This is a genomic window from Bacillus benzoevorans (genome assembly GCF_014207535.1).
Classification (GTDB): domain Bacteria; phylum Bacillota; class Bacilli; order Bacillales; family Cytobacillaceae; genus Bacillus_BD; species Bacillus_BD benzoevorans.
The window spans coordinates 162,651-181,459 of the sequence record NZ_JACHGK010000009.1 but is presented as its reverse complement, the minus strand read 5'-3'; the positions used below and the strand labels follow the sequence as shown (position 1 = coordinate 181,459).

Annotated in this window: 23 protein-coding genes and 1 pseudogene; 12 read left to right on the top strand and 12 right to left on the bottom strand. The window is 42.0% G+C overall.

Features of this window, described 5'->3' with window-relative positions; translation table 11 throughout:
• Position 1 precedes the first annotated feature (1 nt).
• The 6 genes from HNR53_RS13740 to HNR53_RS13715 all read left to right on the top strand — a co-directional run bounded on the left by HNR53_RS13740 (position 2) and on the right by HNR53_RS13715 (position 4,844).
• Positions 2-904 carry an ABC transporter permease gene (locus HNR53_RS13740; protein ID WP_184526942.1) on the top strand — a complete coding sequence of 301 codons (903 nt, stop codon included), beginning with the start codon at positions 2-4 and terminating at the stop codon, positions 902-904.
• 45 nt (positions 905-949) lie between these two features.
• A complete protein-coding gene (locus HNR53_RS13735) occupies positions 950-1,975 on the top strand; it encodes an ABC transporter ATP-binding protein (protein ID WP_184526939.1) in 1,026 nt (341 codons plus the stop codon).
• A 1-nt stretch (position 1,976) separates the two neighbouring features.
• Complete coding sequence (locus tag HNR53_RS13730; protein ID WP_184526936.1) at positions 1,977-2,813, top strand: ATP-binding cassette domain-containing protein; 837 nt, start codon at positions 1,977-1,979, stop codon at positions 2,811-2,813.
• Positions 2,814-2,916: 103 nt separating this feature from the next.
• Entirely contained in the window at positions 2,917-4,164 is a 1,248-nt protein-coding gene (locus HNR53_RS13725; protein ID WP_184526934.1) for a Zn-dependent hydrolase, read from the top strand.
• A gap of 120 nt (positions 4,165-4,284) precedes the next feature.
• Positions 4,285-4,449 carry a hypothetical protein gene (locus HNR53_RS13720; RefSeq protein ID WP_184526932.1) on the top strand — a complete coding sequence of 55 codons (165 nt, stop codon included), beginning with the start codon at positions 4,285-4,287 and terminating at the stop codon, positions 4,447-4,449.
• A 191-nt stretch (positions 4,450-4,640) separates the two neighbouring features.
• Positions 4,641-4,844 (top strand): hypothetical protein, encoded by a 204-nt coding sequence (locus tag HNR53_RS13715; protein WP_184526930.1) that lies wholly within the window; start codon positions 4,641-4,643, stop codon positions 4,842-4,844.
• A gap of 213 nt (positions 4,845-5,057) precedes the next feature.
• Here HNR53_RS13715 and HNR53_RS13710 read toward each other — a convergent pair whose 3' ends face one another.
• On the bottom strand, positions 5,058-5,282 hold the full coding sequence (locus HNR53_RS13710) for a hypothetical protein (RefSeq protein WP_184526928.1): 225 nt from the start codon (positions 5,280-5,282) through the stop codon (positions 5,058-5,060).
• 176 nt (positions 5,283-5,458) lie between these two features.
• On the opposite strand from HNR53_RS13710, the gene HNR53_RS13705 reads away from it, so the two are divergent.
• Entirely contained in the window at positions 5,459-6,190 is a 732-nt protein-coding gene (locus tag HNR53_RS13705) for a YwaF family protein (protein ID WP_184526926.1), read from the top strand.
• A 198-nt stretch (positions 6,191-6,388) separates the two neighbouring features.
• Here the strand turns inward: HNR53_RS13705 and HNR53_RS13700 are convergent, their stop codons facing one another.
• Positions 6,389-6,814, bottom strand: a complete 426-nt coding sequence (locus tag HNR53_RS13700; protein WP_184526923.1) for a DUF2383 domain-containing protein — start codon at positions 6,812-6,814, stop codon at positions 6,389-6,391.
• Between the two features lie 325 nt (positions 6,815-7,139).
• Entirely contained in the window at positions 7,140-8,063 is a 924-nt protein-coding gene (locus tag HNR53_RS13695) for a DMT family transporter (protein WP_184526921.1), read from the bottom strand.
• A gap of 338 nt (positions 8,064-8,401) precedes the next feature.
• On the opposite strand from HNR53_RS13695, the gene HNR53_RS13690 reads away from it, so the two are divergent.
• The gene (locus HNR53_RS13690) at positions 8,402-8,818 is read left to right on the top strand and encodes a DUF6306 domain-containing protein (protein WP_184526919.1); all 417 of its coding nucleotides are present in this window, start codon (positions 8,402-8,404) and stop codon (positions 8,816-8,818) included.
• Between the two features lie 82 nt (positions 8,819-8,900).
• Here the strand turns inward: HNR53_RS13690 and HNR53_RS13685 are convergent, their stop codons facing one another.
• From HNR53_RS13685 to HNR53_RS13670, 4 genes are all read right to left on the bottom strand, one after another.
• A complete protein-coding gene (locus HNR53_RS13685) occupies positions 8,901-9,635 on the bottom strand; it encodes a (2Fe-2S)-binding protein (protein ID WP_184526969.1) in 735 nt (244 codons plus the stop codon).
• Complete coding sequence (locus HNR53_RS13680) at positions 9,628-10,449, bottom strand: ABC transporter ATP-binding protein (protein WP_184526917.1); 822 nt, start codon at positions 10,447-10,449, stop codon at positions 9,628-9,630. Before HNR53_RS13680 ends, HNR53_RS13685 begins: the two co-directional genes overlap by 8 nt.
• Before the next feature lie 73 nt (positions 10,450-10,522).
• Entirely contained in the window at positions 10,523-11,578 is a 1,056-nt protein-coding gene (locus HNR53_RS13675) for a FecCD family ABC transporter permease (protein WP_184526915.1), read from the bottom strand.
• Positions 11,575-12,579 carry a FecCD family ABC transporter permease gene (locus HNR53_RS13670; protein ID WP_184526913.1) on the bottom strand — a complete coding sequence of 335 codons (1,005 nt, stop codon included), beginning with the start codon at positions 12,577-12,579 and terminating at the stop codon, positions 11,575-11,577. The genes HNR53_RS13675 and HNR53_RS13670 overlap by 4 nt, the downstream gene beginning before the upstream one ends.
• 391 nt (positions 12,580-12,970) lie before the next feature.
• Between HNR53_RS13670 and HNR53_RS13665 the strand changes: the two genes are divergently transcribed.
• On the top strand, positions 12,971-13,942 hold the full coding sequence (locus HNR53_RS13665) for an ABC transporter substrate-binding protein (RefSeq protein ID WP_184526911.1): 972 nt from the start codon (positions 12,971-12,973) through the stop codon (positions 13,940-13,942).
• A gap of 217 nt (positions 13,943-14,159) precedes the next feature.
• On the opposite strand, the gene HNR53_RS13660 is transcribed toward HNR53_RS13665, so the two are convergent.
• Entirely contained in the window at positions 14,160-14,522 is a 363-nt protein-coding gene (locus HNR53_RS13660; RefSeq protein WP_184526909.1) for a 2Fe-2S iron-sulfur cluster-binding protein, read from the bottom strand.
• Positions 14,523-14,670: 148 nt separating this feature from the next.
• Here HNR53_RS13660 and HNR53_RS13655 point away from each other — a divergent pair, with 148 nt between their 5' ends.
• Positions 14,671-15,135, top strand: a complete 465-nt coding sequence (locus HNR53_RS13655; protein WP_184526907.1) for a hypothetical protein — start codon at positions 14,671-14,673, stop codon at positions 15,133-15,135.
• Positions 15,136-15,184: 49 nt separating this feature from the next.
• Here HNR53_RS13655 and HNR53_RS13650 read toward each other — a convergent pair whose 3' ends face one another.
• The 4 genes from HNR53_RS13650 to HNR53_RS13640 form a co-directional block, all read right to left on the bottom strand.
• A complete protein-coding gene (locus HNR53_RS13650; RefSeq protein WP_184526967.1) occupies positions 15,185-16,033 on the bottom strand; it encodes a family 1 encapsulin nanocompartment shell protein in 849 nt (282 codons plus the stop codon).
• A gap of 16 nt (positions 16,034-16,049) precedes the next feature.
• Positions 16,050-16,640, bottom strand: coding sequence for an IMEF encapsulin system ferritin-like cargo protein (locus HNR53_RS13645; protein WP_184526905.1), 591 nt, complete (start codon positions 16,638-16,640; stop codon positions 16,050-16,052).
• Positions 16,641-16,910: 270 nt separating this feature from the next.
• Positions 16,911-17,042, bottom strand: coding sequence for a hypothetical protein (locus HNR53_RS23440; RefSeq protein ID WP_281391836.1), 132 nt, complete (start codon positions 17,040-17,042; stop codon positions 16,911-16,913).
• An 18-nt stretch (positions 17,043-17,060) separates the two neighbouring features.
• Positions 17,061-17,231: a hypothetical protein gene (locus HNR53_RS13640; protein WP_184526902.1), complete on the bottom strand. Its 171-nt coding sequence runs from the start codon at positions 17,229-17,231 to the stop codon at positions 17,061-17,063.
• A gap of 103 nt (positions 17,232-17,334) precedes the next feature.
• Between HNR53_RS13640 and HNR53_RS13635 the strand changes: the two are divergent.
• Positions 17,335-17,484 (top strand): annotated as a pseudogene (locus HNR53_RS13635) (N-acetylmannosamine-6-phosphate 2-epimerase); the annotation flags it as partial.
• Between the two features lie 123 nt (positions 17,485-17,607).
• On the top strand, positions 17,608-18,792 hold the full coding sequence (gene nagA, locus HNR53_RS13630; protein ID WP_184526900.1) for an N-acetylglucosamine-6-phosphate deacetylase: 1,185 nt from the start codon (positions 17,608-17,610) through the stop codon (positions 18,790-18,792).
• Positions 18,793-18,809: the final 17 nt, after the last annotated feature.

Below are 18,809 nucleotides of genomic sequence, written 5' to 3'. Positions count from 1 at the left end.
GATGGCTAAGAAATGGAAACAATCATATAAAGCTTTTATGAATGACAAAATAGCAGTGGCAGGAGCAGCAATTATCGGATTGGCAATCATTACAGCGGTTTTTGCTCCTTGGATTGCTTCCTATGATCCGAATACGGTCGCAGAAGGAAGCTCCCGTTTAATGGCTCCGGGGTCCGGCGGACATATTCTCGGCACGGACCAACAGGGCAGAGACATTTTAAGCAGATTGATTTTTGGCACACAAACCTCCTTAATTTCCGCTGTGGTTCCTGTCATCATCGCAGCAGTCATCAGTGTGATTCTCGGGGTAGCAGCAGGTTATTATCAAGGATTTGCCGGCAGCTTAATCATGCGGCTGATGGACGTTTTCTTCGCTTTCCCTGCAGTACTCCTTGCTATTGCGATTGCTGCCATCTTAGGGCCGGGATTACTGAATGTCATCATTGCGATGATAATTGTGCGAATCCCTTATATGACTCGAGTCGTCTATACGGACACATTGCAGGAAAGCCAGAAAGAATATGTGGAAGCCGCAAAGGCATTTGGACATGGTAATTTTGAAATTATGTTTAAGCAAATTCTTCCGAACGTATTGCCTTCCCTTATTGCCTACAGTACCACACTTGCCGGTGTCACGATTGTAACAGTTGCAGGACTCAGCTTTATCGGACTTGGGGTACAGCCGCCTACGGCAGACTGGGGCAGAATGGCAAGTGACGGAAGTAAAGTATTAATGCAGGGACATGCATATGTGACATTTATTCCTGGGATTGCCATTTTAATCCTATCCTTTGCTTTCAGCATGATAGGTGACGGCCTGCGAAATGCCATGGATCCGTATGAACGTTCAAAAGTGAAGGAAAAGAAAAAAGTGAAAAGAGCTGCTGCTGAACATATTGCGTAATGGAAAAATCAGCGCTGCTTATATAAGGAAGGAAAGGGTGGTTAGATGAATATCCCATCGGTAGTTGAGACAAAACCATTGCTAAAGGTGGAGCATTTATCAACAAAGATTAAAACACCTGACGGAATTCTCACTGTAGTGGAGGATGTCGATCTTACCATCGAAAAAGGTGAGATCATGGTGATTGTAGGTGAGTCGGGTTCAGGAAAATCGATGACCATTTCGTCCATTTTGCAATTGCTGCCGAAACATTTACTGCACAGCTATTCAGGAAAAATTGAAATCGAAGGTGAGAATCTTCTAACCATCGGGGACAAAAAAATGCAAGAAATGAGGGGAGGGAAAATATCCCTTGTTGCGCAAAATGCTATGACCTCCCTTGATCCATCCTATCGGGTAGGTAAGCAGATTGTCGAAATCATGTTAAATAAAACGGATTTGTCAAAAAAACAAGCGGCAGCAAAAGCGTTGTCCTTGTTAGAACAAATGGGAATTGATGAACCGGAGCGGATTTTTCAATCCTATCCCCACCAACTGAGCGGGGGCTTGAGACAGCGGGTGGTCATTGCGATGTCCCTTGCCTGCTCCCCGGACTTAATTATTGCTGATGAACCAACGTCAGCCCTCGACCCGACAGTGCAATTACAAGTGCTTGATTTATTTCAAAAAATAAACCAAAAATTCGGTACAGCGATTTTAATCATTACCCATGACTTTGGGGTTGTGGCCCGGATTGCCGGAAAAGTCGCCGTTATGTATGCCGGGCAAATCGTTGAAAAAGGAACGACAAAAAATGTGATTTTTAACCCAAAACATCCTTATACACAAAGCTTATTAAAATGTATTCCTAGTCTTGATTGGATTTTTGATGAAGGTGAAGGGAAAAAACCGTTATGGCAAATAAAAGGAGAGCTGCCCAACCTTTTACATCTCCCTCAAGGATGTCGATTTGCTGATCGATGTCATGTTGCGAAAGATAGCTGCCGTACAAAGAAGCCTTTATTGAAAAAAGTAAAACCATTAAAGCTCGATCATTCTGTACGCTGTCTGTTAACAGAAGGAGGTAATTAATATGATGGAAAAAGAGCCATTACTCGAGGTAGAAGGATTGCAAAAGGTATACGGCGGGAAAAAGAGTTTCTTGATGCCAGGGAAAAAGGTTACTGCGGTAAAGGATGTCAATTTTCACATTGGCAAAGGAGAAACCTTTGGCTTAATCGGAGAATCCGGCTCAGGGAAAACAACGGTGGGACGTATGATTTTAAGGCTGATTGAACCAACAAGCGGAAAGATTCTTTATAACGGAAGATCATTAAGGGATTTATCGAAAAAAGAAATGGTCAAACTCCGTAATGAAGTACAAATCGTGTTCCAGGATTCAGGATCTGCCTTTAACCCGCGGCAAACAATCGGCGAACAAATCGGCGCCGGCTTGAAAAGATTCGGGGAAAACAAGGATGACGGCTATATTCAGGCCCAAGTACTTCATATGTTAGAACGGGTTGGTTTACGGGCGGACTTTTACCATCGTTACCCGCATGAATTATCCGGCGGACAAAGACAGAGAGCGGGAATTGCGCGGGCGTTAATATTAAAACCGAAATTTCTAGTTCTGGACGAACCGGTATCAGCCCTCGATGTATCCGTTAAAGCACAGATTATTAATCTATTAATCGATTTACAAAAAGAATTCGAGCTTACTTATCTTTTTATCGCGCACAATTTAGATTTGGTTGCTTACTTCTGCGACCGGGTAGCCGTTTTATCCAAAGGAGAAGTGATTGAAACATCGCCGACGATTGAGCTGTTCCGCAATCCAAAGCATGAAACGACGAAAAAATTACTTAGCTCGATGCTGACATTGGACGGTCACTTAGGTGAAGTCTATCAAAAGCGGGCCATTATATAATACAGCTGAGCTGTACGAAAAGTTGGAGGACTGAGATTCTTTTTTCATTTTTAGAAAAAAATGCTGCTTATTTAGCAAATATTTGATTAGGAGTGTATCGCGGATGGAAAAAGTAAAAGTTCTTGTAAATGGTGAGCGATTAAAAATTACACTTGAGAAATTTGCCGATTTTGGCCGGACAGAAAATAATGGAGTTACCCGTTTAGCGTTAACAGAAGAGGATCGGGCAGCCCGGGATTATTTTTGTTCCTGCTGTAATGAATTGGGGATGACGATCAAGATTGATGATATGGGGAATATTTATGGTACATTGCCGGGAACGGAAGATGTACCGCCGATTGTGACAGGTTCTCACTTGGATACCGTGAAAAAGGGGGGGCGCTTTGATGGCGTGTACGGCGTAGCAGCAGGCTTAGAAGTAGCCCGGACAATCGTCGAAAACGGCATGAAACCGCAGATTCCGTTTACTGTAGCTGTTTTTACCAATGAAGAAGGAGCCCGCTTCGAACCTTCCATGATGTCATCAGGTGTGTTATCAGGGAAGTTTGAAAAGAAAGTGATGTTGATGCAAAAAGATACCGAGGGGATTACCTTTGGTGAGGCACTGAGTTCAATCGGCTATGAGGGCAGTGAAGAAAATCGGTTAAAAGAAGCAACTGCTTTTCTGGAATTACATATTGAACAAGGACCGATTTTGGAATATGAAGCTTTAATGATCGGTGTCGTCGAGAATGTACTCGGCATGGTGTGCTATGAGATTGAAATCAGCGGTGAGTCCGATCATGCCGGAACGACTCCGATGTACATGAGAAAAGATGCCCTGTTTGCGGCCAACAACCTGATCATGGAAGCGCGGAAAAAATTAAACCAAATCGACAGTGATTTGGTGTATACAATGGGAAGAATGAATGTCCTTCCAAACGTTCACACAGTCATTCCAAACAAAGTGGTTTTTTCTTTCGAAGCAAGACATAAAAATCCTGAAGTTATTAAGCAAGTAAAGGAAATCATTGAGGGGCTGACAGAAACAGAAAATCATGAAGGCTGCGGAATAACAGCCGTGAAGCTTTGGGAACGCTCAACCGTTCCATTCGCCCCAGAGCTGTGTGACCTATTTGAAGAATCGACCAAGGAATTAGGCTACTCCTATAAACGCATGGACAGCGGCGCCGGACACGATGCCCAATTCATCGCCAGCTACATTCCAACTGCCATGGTCTTCGTCCCAAGCATCAATGGCAAAAGCCACTGTGAAGAAGAACTTACCCTGTGGGAAGACTGCGAAAAAGGAGCCAACGTCCTCTTAGAAACATTTCTGAAAAAGTCACAGCAATTCGACAAGTCACAGTGAGAATGATTAGAATGTCTGGTTCTTTCCCTTTTATAATCATGAAGACTTCTACTCGTACATCTTTTTCTTATTCCTGCGCATATTAACAATGATAACCTTAAAAAGGAGTTGTTGTATGCGATGACATCACATCAGGGAGTACAGAATAAAGATCAAACGAGAGCACAAGTGGAGAAGCATGACAAAAGAAACGATATTGAATTAGGCAGTGAGTTCCAAATTGGCAACACAAAAGGACAAAGCCAAAAGAAAAGCGGACGCCAGGTAAATAAGAAAAAATCTTAATATGGAAGAAAGCGGGCAGCAATGGCCCGCTTTTTTTGCTGAAGTCCGAGTAAGCGCAAAACTTTGTCGAAAGTTATACACTTTTCGAAAAATATTGATACTTATGCTATATTAGCTCAAATTTCATGTGGTATAGTGAATATATCTATATCCTTTGAAATGAAGAATGAAGGGCGATGGGGAAAGTGAAGATGAATATTTTAATGATTCCCTCGAAACGAGGAAGAAAGGGACATCCGAAAATAACGGTTACTTCTTATGACCGGATTCGTGAATATGAAATCTACGGAAATAGTTCGGGGATAGTAGTTCACGAAAGTAATAGAAACGAAGAAGAAGGAATTAATAGAGTACTCGTACAGTTATTTGATGAATTGAAAAACCGGAAAAGATAGTTTTAATAAATCAAAGACTGAGAATAAGGGAAAAAGCTTTGTGTCATAGTAGGGGATAAGTGCGGGCATCATTCTCACAGGGGAAGCATCGGGACAAAGCTAAAGCGTTTTTGGGGTAAAGCGCAGGGCGGAGTTCTTTTGCTTCTTTTTTCATTGTGTCTTGCGGGTTTCCGTCATTTATTTAAAACCAAAGATAATAACGCATGAGATTTATTATCCGGGTTCTTCCGGCTGGTCAATAATCCACGCTGAACCCTCTTTTCTGATCCTCGAATTGGGGAACTTCTTCTTGATTCTCCTTAATAACTTCTTATTCTCTATTTCCAACTCTACCTCAGCATATCTAATTCTCTCCATTGCATTATCTGGGGTTGCCCCGGCTTCAATCCAGCCAATTGAAGGCATATAAATAAAGTTCCTTTTTTCTCCGTTTTTCATTTATGATCACTCCTGGAATATAGTTGAAGGCTTAGGGCTTCTTGATGTATATTCATTCGATCGTGATAAAATGCACGCGCTTTGAAAACGTGCGGCGACCGGAGCAATAATTGACACAATTGGGAGCGTCACTGTAACTTTGCCTTATGCTATAATAAAATCAGGGGTGGAATTTTATGGAGTGGTTTGGACGCAGCAGCAAAGGTTTTGACTTTGAAATGTTTTCTGGGAGTCATTTCGTTATGCTAGCTATTTTTTTAATTATTGCTGTTCTAATTTTTCTGAATAGAGAGAAATTACGGAGTAATAAGTGGCGCAAAGCTGAAATCGGCGTTGCTATTTCTTTAATCGTGATTGAGATTACGTACCACATGTGGATGATTGTCAATCACAATTGGAAACTTAAGTCTTCGATTCCGTTAGAATTGTGCAATATCAGTCTCATCCTATGTGTGCTTTTATTATTAACAAGGAAAAAATTAATCTTTGAAATTTTGTTTTTCACTGCGATATTGGGTGCCTCACAAGCTATCTTTACACCGGCATTAAACTATGGTTTTCCGCATTTCCGCTTTTTCCATTTCTTCTATGCACATATAATGGTCGTTTGGGTCACTTTGTATTTTACATGGGTAAAGGGATATTATCCGACCTTCCTCTCGGTCTTGAAGCTTATTGTCTTTCTAAATATTCTGCTGCCGGGTGTTTTATTGGTGAACAAACTGACGAATGGGAACTACTGGTTTTTGCGGCATAAACCTGAGGGTCCTAGTTTGTTAGATGCTCTCGGTCCTTATCCGTGGTATATCTTTTCCCTGGAAGGTGTACTGGTTGGCCTGAGTTTAATCGCATGGCTGATCTTCCGGAAATGGGAAAAGACCCATCCGCATGTCAATCATTCTATGTGAGAGAAGATGTGGATTCCGTCGAGTTTTTTAAAGATTTATAGTAAAAATCAGGGCGTCATTCACTGCGAATGGCGTCCTAATTTTTTTGGATTTGTAGAAAACTCGCTATTCGGGTTGGAAGTTGCCGATATAATGGCTGAAATGACCGATATAATGCAAAAGTAGCCGATATATCCGCTGGACCCCAACCTCATGCGATTAATGAATCATCCCATTCAACTCTTCTGCATGCTTCTCATCACGTCGGAGAATGCTTTTCACCAGTTCTAAGCTCTCGGGGTCTAAATCACCTTTCACCAGTTCCTGCGATATTTCGATCCCGCGCTGCTCGCCTGTTAGGGCATCTTTTAAAATATGTTGTGTTCCGTCCGTTGCTTGAGTAAGATTTGCCATCCATTCAGCAATGGAACCCTTAATCCCAACATCATCAGCAGGAATCCCGCCTAGATCCTGGATTCTTTCCGCAATCTGCATCGCATGCATCTTATGCTCCTTCTGAATCTCCTGGAGTTTATCTTTACATAGAGGGTCTTCAATATGGTGGATATACTTTTCATAAGCATGAATCGCCATAAAGTTTCCTTCGAGGAATTCATTTAATTCTTTCACAACCTTATCTTCCATTGCGCACAAACTCCTTAATATGTATTATCATCCATATGTTTTTCTACTGCCGAAAATATATGCATCAAACTATTTCTACATATTTCATGACATTACAGTGATCTAAAAAGGCGCCGGTCATATAGACGGGCGCCTTAGGCGTTGCGGCAATGGAGCGGATGACCACATTCATCCGTTTAGCATCTATACGCTATCCCATTGACTTATGCAATTAGCTCATCGCCTAATTAATATACCACTACTGTTAAAGAATAACAACATGAACTTTTTCCCATACTGCCGAAGCTAAGCTGATAATTCGAAATCTTGCGCCACTGCATCTTCATTAAACTTCACACGTATCCTCAATCAGATTCGCCGCTTTTTTCTTCCCTTGAAATGTCACAATCACAACCCCAGCTGCAATAAATAGCCCGCCAATAAAGAAATTTGCGTTCAGTTCTTCATTCAGGAGTGCCCAGCCGAGAAATGAACCGACAATCGGCTGGAAAAAGAAAAACAGGGAACCAACCCCGGCATCCATCAGCTCCATGCCTTTATTCCACAAGAAAAAGGCTCCGGCTGTTGAAACAACTCCAAGATAAAGGACACCCAAGATAATCACGGCATTCTGATAAAAAAGCTCATTTTTCTGCAGTTCCCAAATCATGAGCGGTGTCGTAAAAATCAAGGCAAAGAGCACTGCATATGTCGTAATCACTAGTGAGGAAAACCGTTCTGAAGCGACTTTGACATAAATCGATAACAACGCCCATGTCACTGCCGCGCCTACCAAAATCACGCTGCCCCAAAGATGTGTCCCTGCTTCGACACTCCACCCGACCACAATCACCACGCCCAATGTGGCAATGAACATCGAAATCATTTTTCGCATCGTCAGCTTTTCTTTTAAAATAAAGCGGGCAAAGATCACGATAAACGCCGGTGTCGCCGAAGTGATCAATGAACCGGTATGGGCATCCGATAATTTGGTCCCAATGAATTGAAACGAAATCGAGACAAAATAGCCGATAAAGCCAATCCAGGCCAAAAGGAGCCAGTCCTGTTTCGTCTTTTTGACACGAGTTTTATTTTTCAACTCAAAAACTCGTAAAATCGCAAATAAACAAACAAACGCAATCACATAGCGCAGCCACACCAATGTCAGCGGCGGGATAAAATCCAGTACAAATTTGCTGACGACATACATGCCGCCCCACAAGCTGGCTGCTAAGGACAAGCAGACTGCACCCAATAAACTTTGTTTCATTATCGTAAAACCTCCGTCCAGTATAAAGAGAATTTGTATCGTAAAACTTCTCCCAAGACGAGGCATGACCTATGTGCTCCTTCATCCCCCGCTTAGGAATGAACGGCAGGCTGGTCATTTTCAAAAAGGTCAAAGTACAACATTAGGAAATCCCTCCATATCTCAATTTCTCTCATTCTAACACAATTTAGAAGCATATGAAGGGACATTTCCGCTGTTTCCCTAAACAGAATATTCCCCATGTTTCTCCGAAAGGTAGAAACCTTTTTATAAAAGTAATATAATAAATACATCTTTAATATTTCTAATTTTCTTACTTTGATATGGGGGACAGGAAAATGAGTGAAAAGCAGCCATTAATTGATTTGTTGAATGCATTACTTGAGGCGGAACGTGCTGGAGTGGAGACCGCGAATCATCTGCTGAAAGATCATCCATTAGAAGAACTGGAAACAAAGTATCAGCAGTTAAAAAAAGATGAAGCATGGAGTTGTGCCGGTCTTCATAAGGCTATTTTGCGTGAAGGCGGCGAACCCAGTATGAAAGTGGGGGCATTTGTTAATAAAGTAAGGGCACTGGAAACACTGAAGGAAAAACTAGTGCTCCTCAACAAAGGGCAGGCATGGGTCGCCCGCAAAATTGACGAAGCCATCGCATACGGTACCCAACCTGAGACCGAAAATTTCTTAAAAGAAATGAAAGACAAACACCACACGAATATCGGTGAAATGGATAAATATTTATTGCAACATTGAGTAATTTTGAAAGACAGGGGATAACCTGAGTAGGCAAAAAAACAGTGCCTGATTAGGTGTGGCATATCCCCTGGACTTCATACTATTTTCGCGGACATGTTTTACACCGTTTATTCGAGCCTTCCAGTGCATAGGAAAAACAACAGGTTGTTCTAACGCGGACATTCTGTTCGTTCCGCCCGTTATGATAGAATAGATGAATTGGATTCTCTTGCTCGTATCCAAAAATATTTCCTGGCACCTCGGAAATAAGATAAGCAAAATCTTCCTTCGCCCGTTTTCGAATACATTCGTCCTCTAGTTCTGGCAGTACAGTTTCATATAACCAGAACACATAAATGGCGATATTTTCCCACAGAACAGATTTCGGCACCTTTGCTGCTGATACATGCTCAATTAATCCGAAAGCACTCTCAGCAAAAAACTCCTTCAGTGCTTTTTCCCTCCATTTCTTTCTGTTTTCCGAAGCCATTTCAAATTTCAGAGAATGAAATAGAAATTTTGGCAGCCACAGGTCTTCAGTATCATTTGTTTGGATACTTATGTTATTGAAGGAAACAGGTAATTTTTTATTCCATACTGTCATTCCATATAAATAGATGACGGTCAAAAAAGCATATCTTTTAAAGAAAATGGATGCTGTTACCTTTAAACCAGGAGACCCGATTCGGGAGCCGGCATTCTCCAAATACCTCAGAAAAATCTCCTCATCTAATAACCTGTCTAATCGAATGGAAAGCGCAGATGACGTTTCCTCTGTTGTGAAGCGGAATGCTTTTAATTGCTCTATTTCGGCGCTGTTCAGAATATCAGCCATGGAGCAAACCTGCCTGTTTCATAATTCGCCTGCCCTTTCCATAAGGAATACACAAGGGGGTCCCGAAAAGGGGATCGAAAGTAATTTCGCATTCCATGTCAAAAACCTTTTTAACCAAATTAGAGTTGATTTCATATTCAGGCTTCCCTTGGGCAAAAATTTTCCCATCCTTAATCGCGACGATATGATGCGCATAGCGGCAGGCTAAGTTCAAGTCATGCAGCACCATGACAATCGTTCTGCTTTCCTTTTCATTCAGTTCAAAAAGGAGATCGAGAATCTCAATTTGATGGGTCATATCGAGATAGGTCGTTGGTTCATCAAGCAGAATAATCTCTGTATCTTGAGCTAAGGTCATGGCAATCCAGGCGCGCTGCCGCTGTCCGCCGGATAAGGAATCGACAGGACGATCCTTTAAATTTTCAATCCCTGTCGCGGCTAAAGCTTGGTCCACTTTTCTCTCATCCTCTTCAGACCACTGTTTGAGCCAAGTTTGGTAAGGATAACGCCCCTGCTTCACGAGCTGCAATACTGTAAGACCTTCGGGGGCTGTGGGGGATTGAGGCAGAATCGCCATTTGTCTCGCCACCTCTTTGGTTTGCATTTTCGCAATCGCTTTTCCTTCCAATAAAACAGCCCCGGTTTTCGGCTTTAATAACCGGGCAATGGAGCGGAGCAGGGTGGACTTTCCACAGCCATTGCCTCCGATAAAAACAGTTATTTCACCTTTTGGAATACTGAGATCCAGCTCATCAATAATGATGGCATCTCCATAGGCAAGGGTTAATTTCTCCGTTTCAATTGCTTGCACCATACTGCTTTCACTCCCTTTGGAAAAATTTACATAAAAAAGCCGCTCAAACGAACTTGCCCGTCCTACAGGTTTTCTATGAATTTCTTGTTTTAAACAGCAAGTAGATAAAATAAGGGGCTCCTATTCCTGCTGTGAATACACCAGCCGGGATTTCTAATGGAGAAAATAAGGTTCTGCCAATCAAATCGGCGATCATCACAAGGATTCCGCCAATAAGGGCAGAAACCGGCAGCAGTGCCCCAAAAGAAGAACCGACCAATCTTCTCGCCATATGCGGGGCCATTAAGCCGACGAATCCAATTCCCCCGGCAAAGGCTGTCGCGCTGCCGATTAACGCTGTACTGATCATCAACAAGGTAAAACGCTGGCGCTGAACTTGACCTCCAACTCCGGTCGCGATCTCATCACCGAGTTCCTGCGCATTCATTTTTCGAGCCATGACGAATGATGCTGCCACGAGAATGGCTGTCCAAGGGAGCAAAATACTCACATTAGCCCACGTAGAGCCGTGTACAGTTCCAGTAATCCAAATATTTGCCTGGCTGGCACGGTAAATCGGGCCTAAAATCATCATCAGCGTCGTGAGTGCCTGCATGAGGGCGGATATTCCAATCCCGATTAAGACAAGCCGAATCGGAGACACACCATTTTTCCATGCTAAAAAGTAAACGAGCATCGCGATAACCCCGGCTCCGGCAAATGCCGCTAGAGGCATCCATTCAATACTGACCGTTAAAGCGTTATTTTCATCGCTGAAAAAGGCTAAAAATCCAACAACAGCCACCGCTGCTCCACCTGTAATGCCAAGAATATCAGGTGATGCCAGCGGATTGCGGATCATTCCCTGCAGAATTCCGCCCGCGACGGCGAGCGAGATCCCGGTCATCAGCGCCGTGATAATTCGCGGCAAACGAAAGGACGTAACCACGAGCTGCTCCATCTCTGTTCCGCCGCCGAAAAATACCTGTAGAACAGAAAGAGGGCTTATTTTCATATCACCCATTCCGGTGCTTAGAATAAAAACAACAGCAGCAGCCAGTGTCATCATGAGCAAAACCTTTGCTGCGCGGGTATCTATTAGAAAGGAAACTTTCCCTTTGAACCAGCGAATGCTTTTGTATGGACTCATTTTGCATGAAACCCCCTTCTTGCGATGTAAATAAAGAATGGAGTTCCAATGATGGCGGTCATCACGCCGACCGGAACCTCCTGCGGCATAATCACATACCGGGCCAAAATATCTGCTGCCAGCAGCAGAATACCGCCAAGCAGACCAGAGAAAGGAATCACCCAGCGATGATCAATCCCGACAATCGAACGTGTCACGTGCGGGATGACAATGCCGATAAACCCAATCGGTCCGGCAATGGCCACCGAAGCTCCTGATAAAAGAATAATCACGATCGCTGCTCCGATTTTTAAGAAACCGGTATGAAGTCCTAATCCTTTCGCTACATCTTCTCCCATTGACAGAACATTCAATTTAGAAGCGAGGAACAATGCGCCCATCCAGCCAATCAACAAATAGGGGAGCGCAGACGTTAAGATTTCAAGCTTTCGTCCCTGAACAGATCCCGCCAACCAGAACAAAACCTGTTCCAAAGCTGCTTCGTCGATCACAAGAAACCCTTGCGTAAAGGAAGAAAACATTGCCGCTATCGCCGCACCGGCTAACGTAAGCTTAATCGGCGTCAAGCCTTCTCTGCCAAATGAGCCAATCCCGTAGACTCCAAAAGCCGCAGCAGCAGCCCCTAAAAAAGCCACCCATGCAATCGCTTGCAGGTTCCCCATTGAGAAAAAGGTCACGGCGATCACAACGGCAAAGCCGGCGCCAGCATTAACGCCAAAAATGTCCGGTGAAGCAAGAGCATTCTTCGTCAACGTTTGCATGATGACACCGGCAATGGCCAAACTGCTTCCAACAGACGCAGCAATCAATGCCCTGGGCAGCCGGACGGTTTCGATCACCAGATGTTCATTTGACCCATTATTGTTTTGAAAAGCATCCCAAACCATTGCCCAGCTTGTATCTGTATAACCGTAGACAATGCTGGCGCACATTAAGATTAATAATATGAAAATTGTGACAATAAGTCCGATAAACCTCTGAGCGTTTTTCTTAAAAAGCATATGTAATAACCTTCCTAAATTTTTATAAAGGCATTGTTAAAGACAAGCCGTTAACAACGCCTTAGGAAAAAAATAACATGGCAAGAATAGTGTAGTGAAAGACTAGTATTCTGTCAATGACTTTGATAATCATTTTCAATTAAATTTTTCTTTATATTCTAAATAAGGGAGGAGGAGCGACCTCATTATTTATCATATACATTGGCTTTAAAATAAGGCGGGGACTGACTTTAAGTCATTCTCCCGGCGTAAAATTGAAACAAAGGGAACGGTTAATGTAAACGAGTTAATTGAAAATAAATATCAATTAGTCGTTGACAATCTATGAATCTGCCTTTACGATAGAGCACAAGTGAAAATGATTATCAATAATAATTGCTGGAGGAACACAATGAAAGCCTTACGATCTTTTCTATCTATTTTTTCAATCATGCTGATCTTTATTTTAGCTGCATGCGGTGGAAACAGTGAGCAGACCGCCGATGCTGATAAGAAAGAGGACAGCCCAAAAACGGAAGACACCAGTTATACCGTTGAACATGCAATGGGTTCAACAACATTAGAAAAGACTCCTGAAAGAGTCGTGATTTTAACAAATGAAGGGACGGAAGCCCTGTTAGCCCTTGGTGTAAAGCCCGTTGGAGCGGTTCAATCATGGACTGGAGACCCTTGGTATGAACACATTGCGAAAGACATGAAAGATGCTCAAGTTGTTGGGCTAGAAAGTGAAGTCAATGTCGAAGCGGTCGCTGCGCTGCATCCAGACTTAATTATCGGGAATAAAATGCGACAGGAAGCGATTTATGAGCAGTTAAGCGCGATTGCTCCAACTGTTTTTGCTGAAGACCTGCGCGGAAACTGGAAAACTAACTTTGAACTATATGCAAAATCAGTGAACAAAGAGGAAAAAGGGAAAGAAGTCATAGCAGCATATGATGCCCGGATTGCTGAGCTTAAGGAAAAGCTTGGGGACAAGCTGAATATGAAGGTTTCTATGGTTCGCTTTATGGCGGGAGATGTTCGTATTTATCAAAAGGACTCTTTCAGCGGTGTGATTTTAGACCAGCTGGGCTTTGCCAGACCGGAAAGTCAGAATGTTGACGAGTTTGCCATTAAAGGAGCAACAAAAGAACAAATGCCTTTAATGGATGGAGACATCCTCTTCTACTTTACATATGAAACAGGGGATGGAGCGGCTTCTGAACTGGAAAAAGAATGGCTCGAGGATCCATTATTTAAGAATCTAGAAGTGGCGAAAAAAGGAGAAGTACACAAAGTTGATGACGTCATTTGGAATACAGCCGGCGGCGTTAAAGCGGCGAATTTAATGTTAGATGATATTGAAAATACATTTCTAAAATAGGGAATAAAATAGTTGCGATTTCATCTGGTATCCTGGATAGAGAGAGTCGATTCCATAGCAGGGAATTGACTCTTTTGTCACTTCTCGACAGAAGAATTGTTCCCCTCAAGGGAGGAACAGGTCCAAGAAATGGACGAATGTTGAGTGATTAATAATTGGCATGTTCTTCACTCAGCATAAATAATATGTAAGGTAAATTATATCCAGCGACGAATCATCACCTAACTTTTGCCTGACAAGCAAGGCGAAATCCACTTTGAATTAAGTGATGCAGCTTCTTCTCCTCAAGGTGATTGGCTGGTTGGAGATAACTGATCCCATTTACTAGTACCACTTTACATTTACCACATGTGCCTTTTTTACACTTATAATCTAGAGATAAATTTTTCTCAATGGCTGCATTTAAAATAGATTGTCCTGTTTTTACTTCTATTTGAAAGTAACGTTGATTTTGTTTCATTTCAATAATTTTGCCTGGTTCGTTGACAGTCGAACTTCCTATATTAACTGTTTGCTCGATGGAATCAGCGTGCTTCATATGGTCATATTTCAAGGAACCTATGGTTAATTTTTTGCCCAATTGTGCATCTCTCCTAAAGAAATTTAAATTTTTAAAATATTTATCCAAGTAACCTATTGACCTATCTATAGAGTGCCTAATATAATGATAGTAATGATAATCATTATCATTATAAATGTATCCTTCAAACTAAAAAGGAGCTGACAACATGGTTTATCAAATCAACGGTTTAAAGGATATTCATAAATTACTGGTGAATGAAAGAAAAATCGGTGGTGTGATTGAAGTAAATACTTTGCGCCTTCGGACCGGGGAAATCTATCCAAACGCAGTTATTACTCATATCGATTCACTCGGATCTTCCATCTATTCCATTGGATTTATGACAGAAAACCATCAGAACATCATTATTCATATTGATGAGCTGAGTTTCCTCCAAGAAGCCAAATATAAAAAAATCTGCGAATTAAATAATCAAGCCTATAAAACCAGTAAAACAAAGGCAAAAATAAAATACTTAAAGAGATTATTTGATTTAAATAAAGACAGTATGAATCCCATTTTCCTTGAAGAAGCAAGCATGATTATTGAAGATATCGGACTGCCTGCTGCCCAAAAGGAAATAAACATGAGCATCATTGATTCGGAAAATCCAATCTATTCCATTGCGTAGATCAAAACAGCAGAAAGAGGACATTCTGCTGTTTTAATCTGGCAACGAATTACTCAGAGAAATCTTCTAATGTGCATATAGCTGTTGGCCGCTTAATTCTCGGAACAATAGCTTCGTATACGCGGAAATAATAATTCATATTATCTTGATCTAAAAACACTGTGTCAAAGTCGCTTGCTATCGCCAGGTCAATGTTTTGTTTTCCTGCATCTAAGACAACTCCTGTGCCGCTTTTTATCATTGGAGATTGAAAAACTCCCGCTGTCATCAATTCCCGAATATGTTCAATCTCCAGTACATGAGTTCCTTGATGAACACGGTGTACGAGTGCATACAATTCAGGAGATAAAACAAGAGCATACGGACCGGTATGACCCATTCTTAGCAGCTTATTTCTTGCCTCAACGACATCACTAAAAGCGTTTCCAGATTCCATCCAATCACTGCGGATGTGGGATAATTTCCCTTTTACATTCATAATTCCTTGGATGTTGAATTCCTTTGAACCATTAAAAATCAAGTCATCCTCCAACAGTGCGCACTGCTGTGCCGCGTTTGCTGAAGCAGAGAAATCTATCGGACTGCCAAGCGTTTTTGCCTGCTGAATATCCCGCCAATATAAAATAAAATCCTTATATAACATGGGAATCGTAAGCGTGACTCTGCTTGAAGGAACAGACAGCTTCGTATCCTCGCCATGAAAGCTGACGGCTCCTCGTTCAGTCGTCTCATAGATATCATTGGTTACCGCTTGAACACCTTCCCCAAGAGGACCATAAATGTCAATAAATCTTCGTCCGACAAGCTGCTTTTTTATACTCTCAAATACGGTTTGATCGAGTTCCTGCCATTCCTCTTTTGTTAAAGATGACTCCAGAAATTGAGCGGATTTATCCATCATATTACATCCCCCTTTAACTTTGTTTCAAACTGCCAACTGTTAATGTTTTTTTCTTACTTGGTATTGCTTGAGGTGTTCCGGATATATTCCCATTTGCATAGGCTTCAATTTTTACATCAGAATCATTTCCTTCCTTTTCATCGGTCGGAATAGACGTATTAAATTGAGAACCACCTTGAAATTCTAGATTTAATTTTTCCAAGATGACTTTCATTTGTTGATAATCATTATAAGTAAACTGTCTTAAAGGATGGATTTTTCCTTCCAATTCCGTTTCTTTGAATTGGAAGAGAAATAAATCTAGGTGTTCTAAAAAATTATGTAAACCAAACTTCTCCAAACTTATATCTTGTAAGAGGTGTACCAACTCAGGCTGATTGCCGGAGAGATTTAGTCCATTCTTAAGCATCGCTTGAATCTTTGGCATTAAAATACTTAAACGATCCGAACGGTGTTCTTCTTCTTCATAAATATGATGCCAAAATAGACGCTCGTGGTCATCTTTCGCGTTTTCAATAATTGGTGTAAGGATTGCCATAAACTCCACTAATGCACTTTTCGTTCGGTTAAAGATAGAATCCATTTCTGTAAAAGTTGACTCCATTCCAATCCCTCCCCCTTAATGATTCGACTACACAATTTTACCCATTTATTGGGGTTCTAAACCTATTTTAGCATTAAAAGATTTGACTTAACAGAAGAACGTCTTGAATATTTAGACTATTCCGTCAAATTTTATCAGAAGAATAATCTTAAGGTTTCTTTATAGAAAAAGTCGTCTGCATGCGTTGATAGTGGACTCACATGGCTTTTTGCACTCACAGCAAAACCAGGGAGCAAGCCCCCTGGTTTTGCTTATCGGATGGATTTTTCATCAGGATCCGTTTTTCAAATTTTTCAGTACCAGCGGCATTTCCTTATCCTTCTTGCCTTTCTTTTGTTCCTTCGGTTTGACAGTGCCGCCTCTAAATCGGGCATTGTCCATCCCATCGATTATGTTCGTCATTGCTGGGACACCTCCTTATTATAATCCCGCCCAAGAAGATTCAGAATCATTTCCCTTTTGCGCTGTCGTCGTGCTGTCTGTTTCCTGAGAAGATTCAACGGACTCAAGTCCATAGCCGGTTGAACTGATTTCCAGTGTTTCCTGTTCCGTCTTTTTTCCAAGTTTGCGTACACCCTGCTCATTGTTCATTCGATTATTTTCCTCCATTCGTGCAGTCTGCTTGCTCTTATAGGATGTTCCTTTTTTATAAATGAAATTCCTTTAACTTTATTAATTAGACTATGATTGTGTTGGGACAACTTTGAGCGGATATATTTCTTATATGGCTGGAAGGCAGCTGCCGGATTTGGAACTGGTAGGTCGATTGGTGAAGGATTTCACTATTCCTGTCATTGCTGAAGGCGGTATTTCGACTCCGGAAGAACTGAAAAGTGACTTTTAAAGTATAATATCTCTTGCAGGAGTTCTTGGGGCTGCATCTCTTCATTGACGAGAAGATAATTTTGTCAAATGATTTCAGCAGAAGTATGTCTTTTATATGACTATGGTAAGGAGTACAGCCAGGATGGAACAAGCTACTGTTTTAATTAATGGAAATATATATGAAGAAGGCGGGATGATTCCTAATGGCTTTATTCAAATTGGGGATATGACAATCCTAAAAATAGGAAGTATGGCCGACTATCATCAGCATCCCTATGATCATGTGATTGATTTGCAGGGAAAAACAGTTATCCCCGGGTTTATTGATGTTCACATTCATGGGGCAGCAGGTGCGGATGCAATGGATGGAGAAATCTCTGCGCTGCAAACGATGGTTGAAGTTCTGCCGCAAGAAGGGACAACGAGTTTCTTAGCAACGACCATGACGCAATCGGATGAAAAAATATCAAAGGCTTTAACAAATGCAGCTCAATTTATCGGACATCACCAAAGATTAGGGCAAGCTGAGATTCTGGGGATTCACCTTGAGGGGCCGTTTCTGAATCCAAAGATGGCCGGTGCGCAGCCGCTTGAATATATTATTCCTCCTGACCGGGAATTATTTTTAAAATGGCAGAGTTTGGCACAGGGAATGATCAAGCAGGTGACGATTGCTCCGGAGCAGGAGGGTGGACTAGCGTTTGCTCGTTTTCTAAAAGAACAGGGAATTGTTGTATCCATTGGGCATTCTGCTGCAACATTTACTGAAGTGAAACAGGCGGTAAAAGCCGGTGCTACGCAGGTGACGCATTTGTTTAATCAGATGAAAGGGCTGCATCATCGCCAGCCGGGGGTGGTCGGCGCTGCATTGCTCCTTGATGAACTTTATGCAGAATTAATTGTTGATGGCATTCATGTTTGCCCGGAAATGGTACAGTTGGCCTATCAGAATAAAAAAGAGAAATTGATTTTGATGACGGACTCGATGCGGGCAAAATGCCTGCAAAACGGCGAATATGATTTAGGCGGACAAAAGGTATTTGTCCAGGATGGGACAGCTGTCCTGGAGAATGGGGCGTTAGCCGGCAGTGTTTTAAAGCTGAGTGATGCGGTAAAAAATGTTCTGGATTACTGTAACGGAAGCAGTCTTGCAGATATCATCAGGATGGCTGCCGCGAACCCGGCAAAGCAGTTAAATCTCTATGAGCGCAAGGGAAGTATACGTCCAGGCAAGGATGCTGATTTAGTCGTTTTGGATGAAAATTATGATGTCTCCATGACATTTTGCCGAGGAGAATTAGCTTATCATAAAGAAGGTGCAGTTTGAAATGGGAATCATCAGTG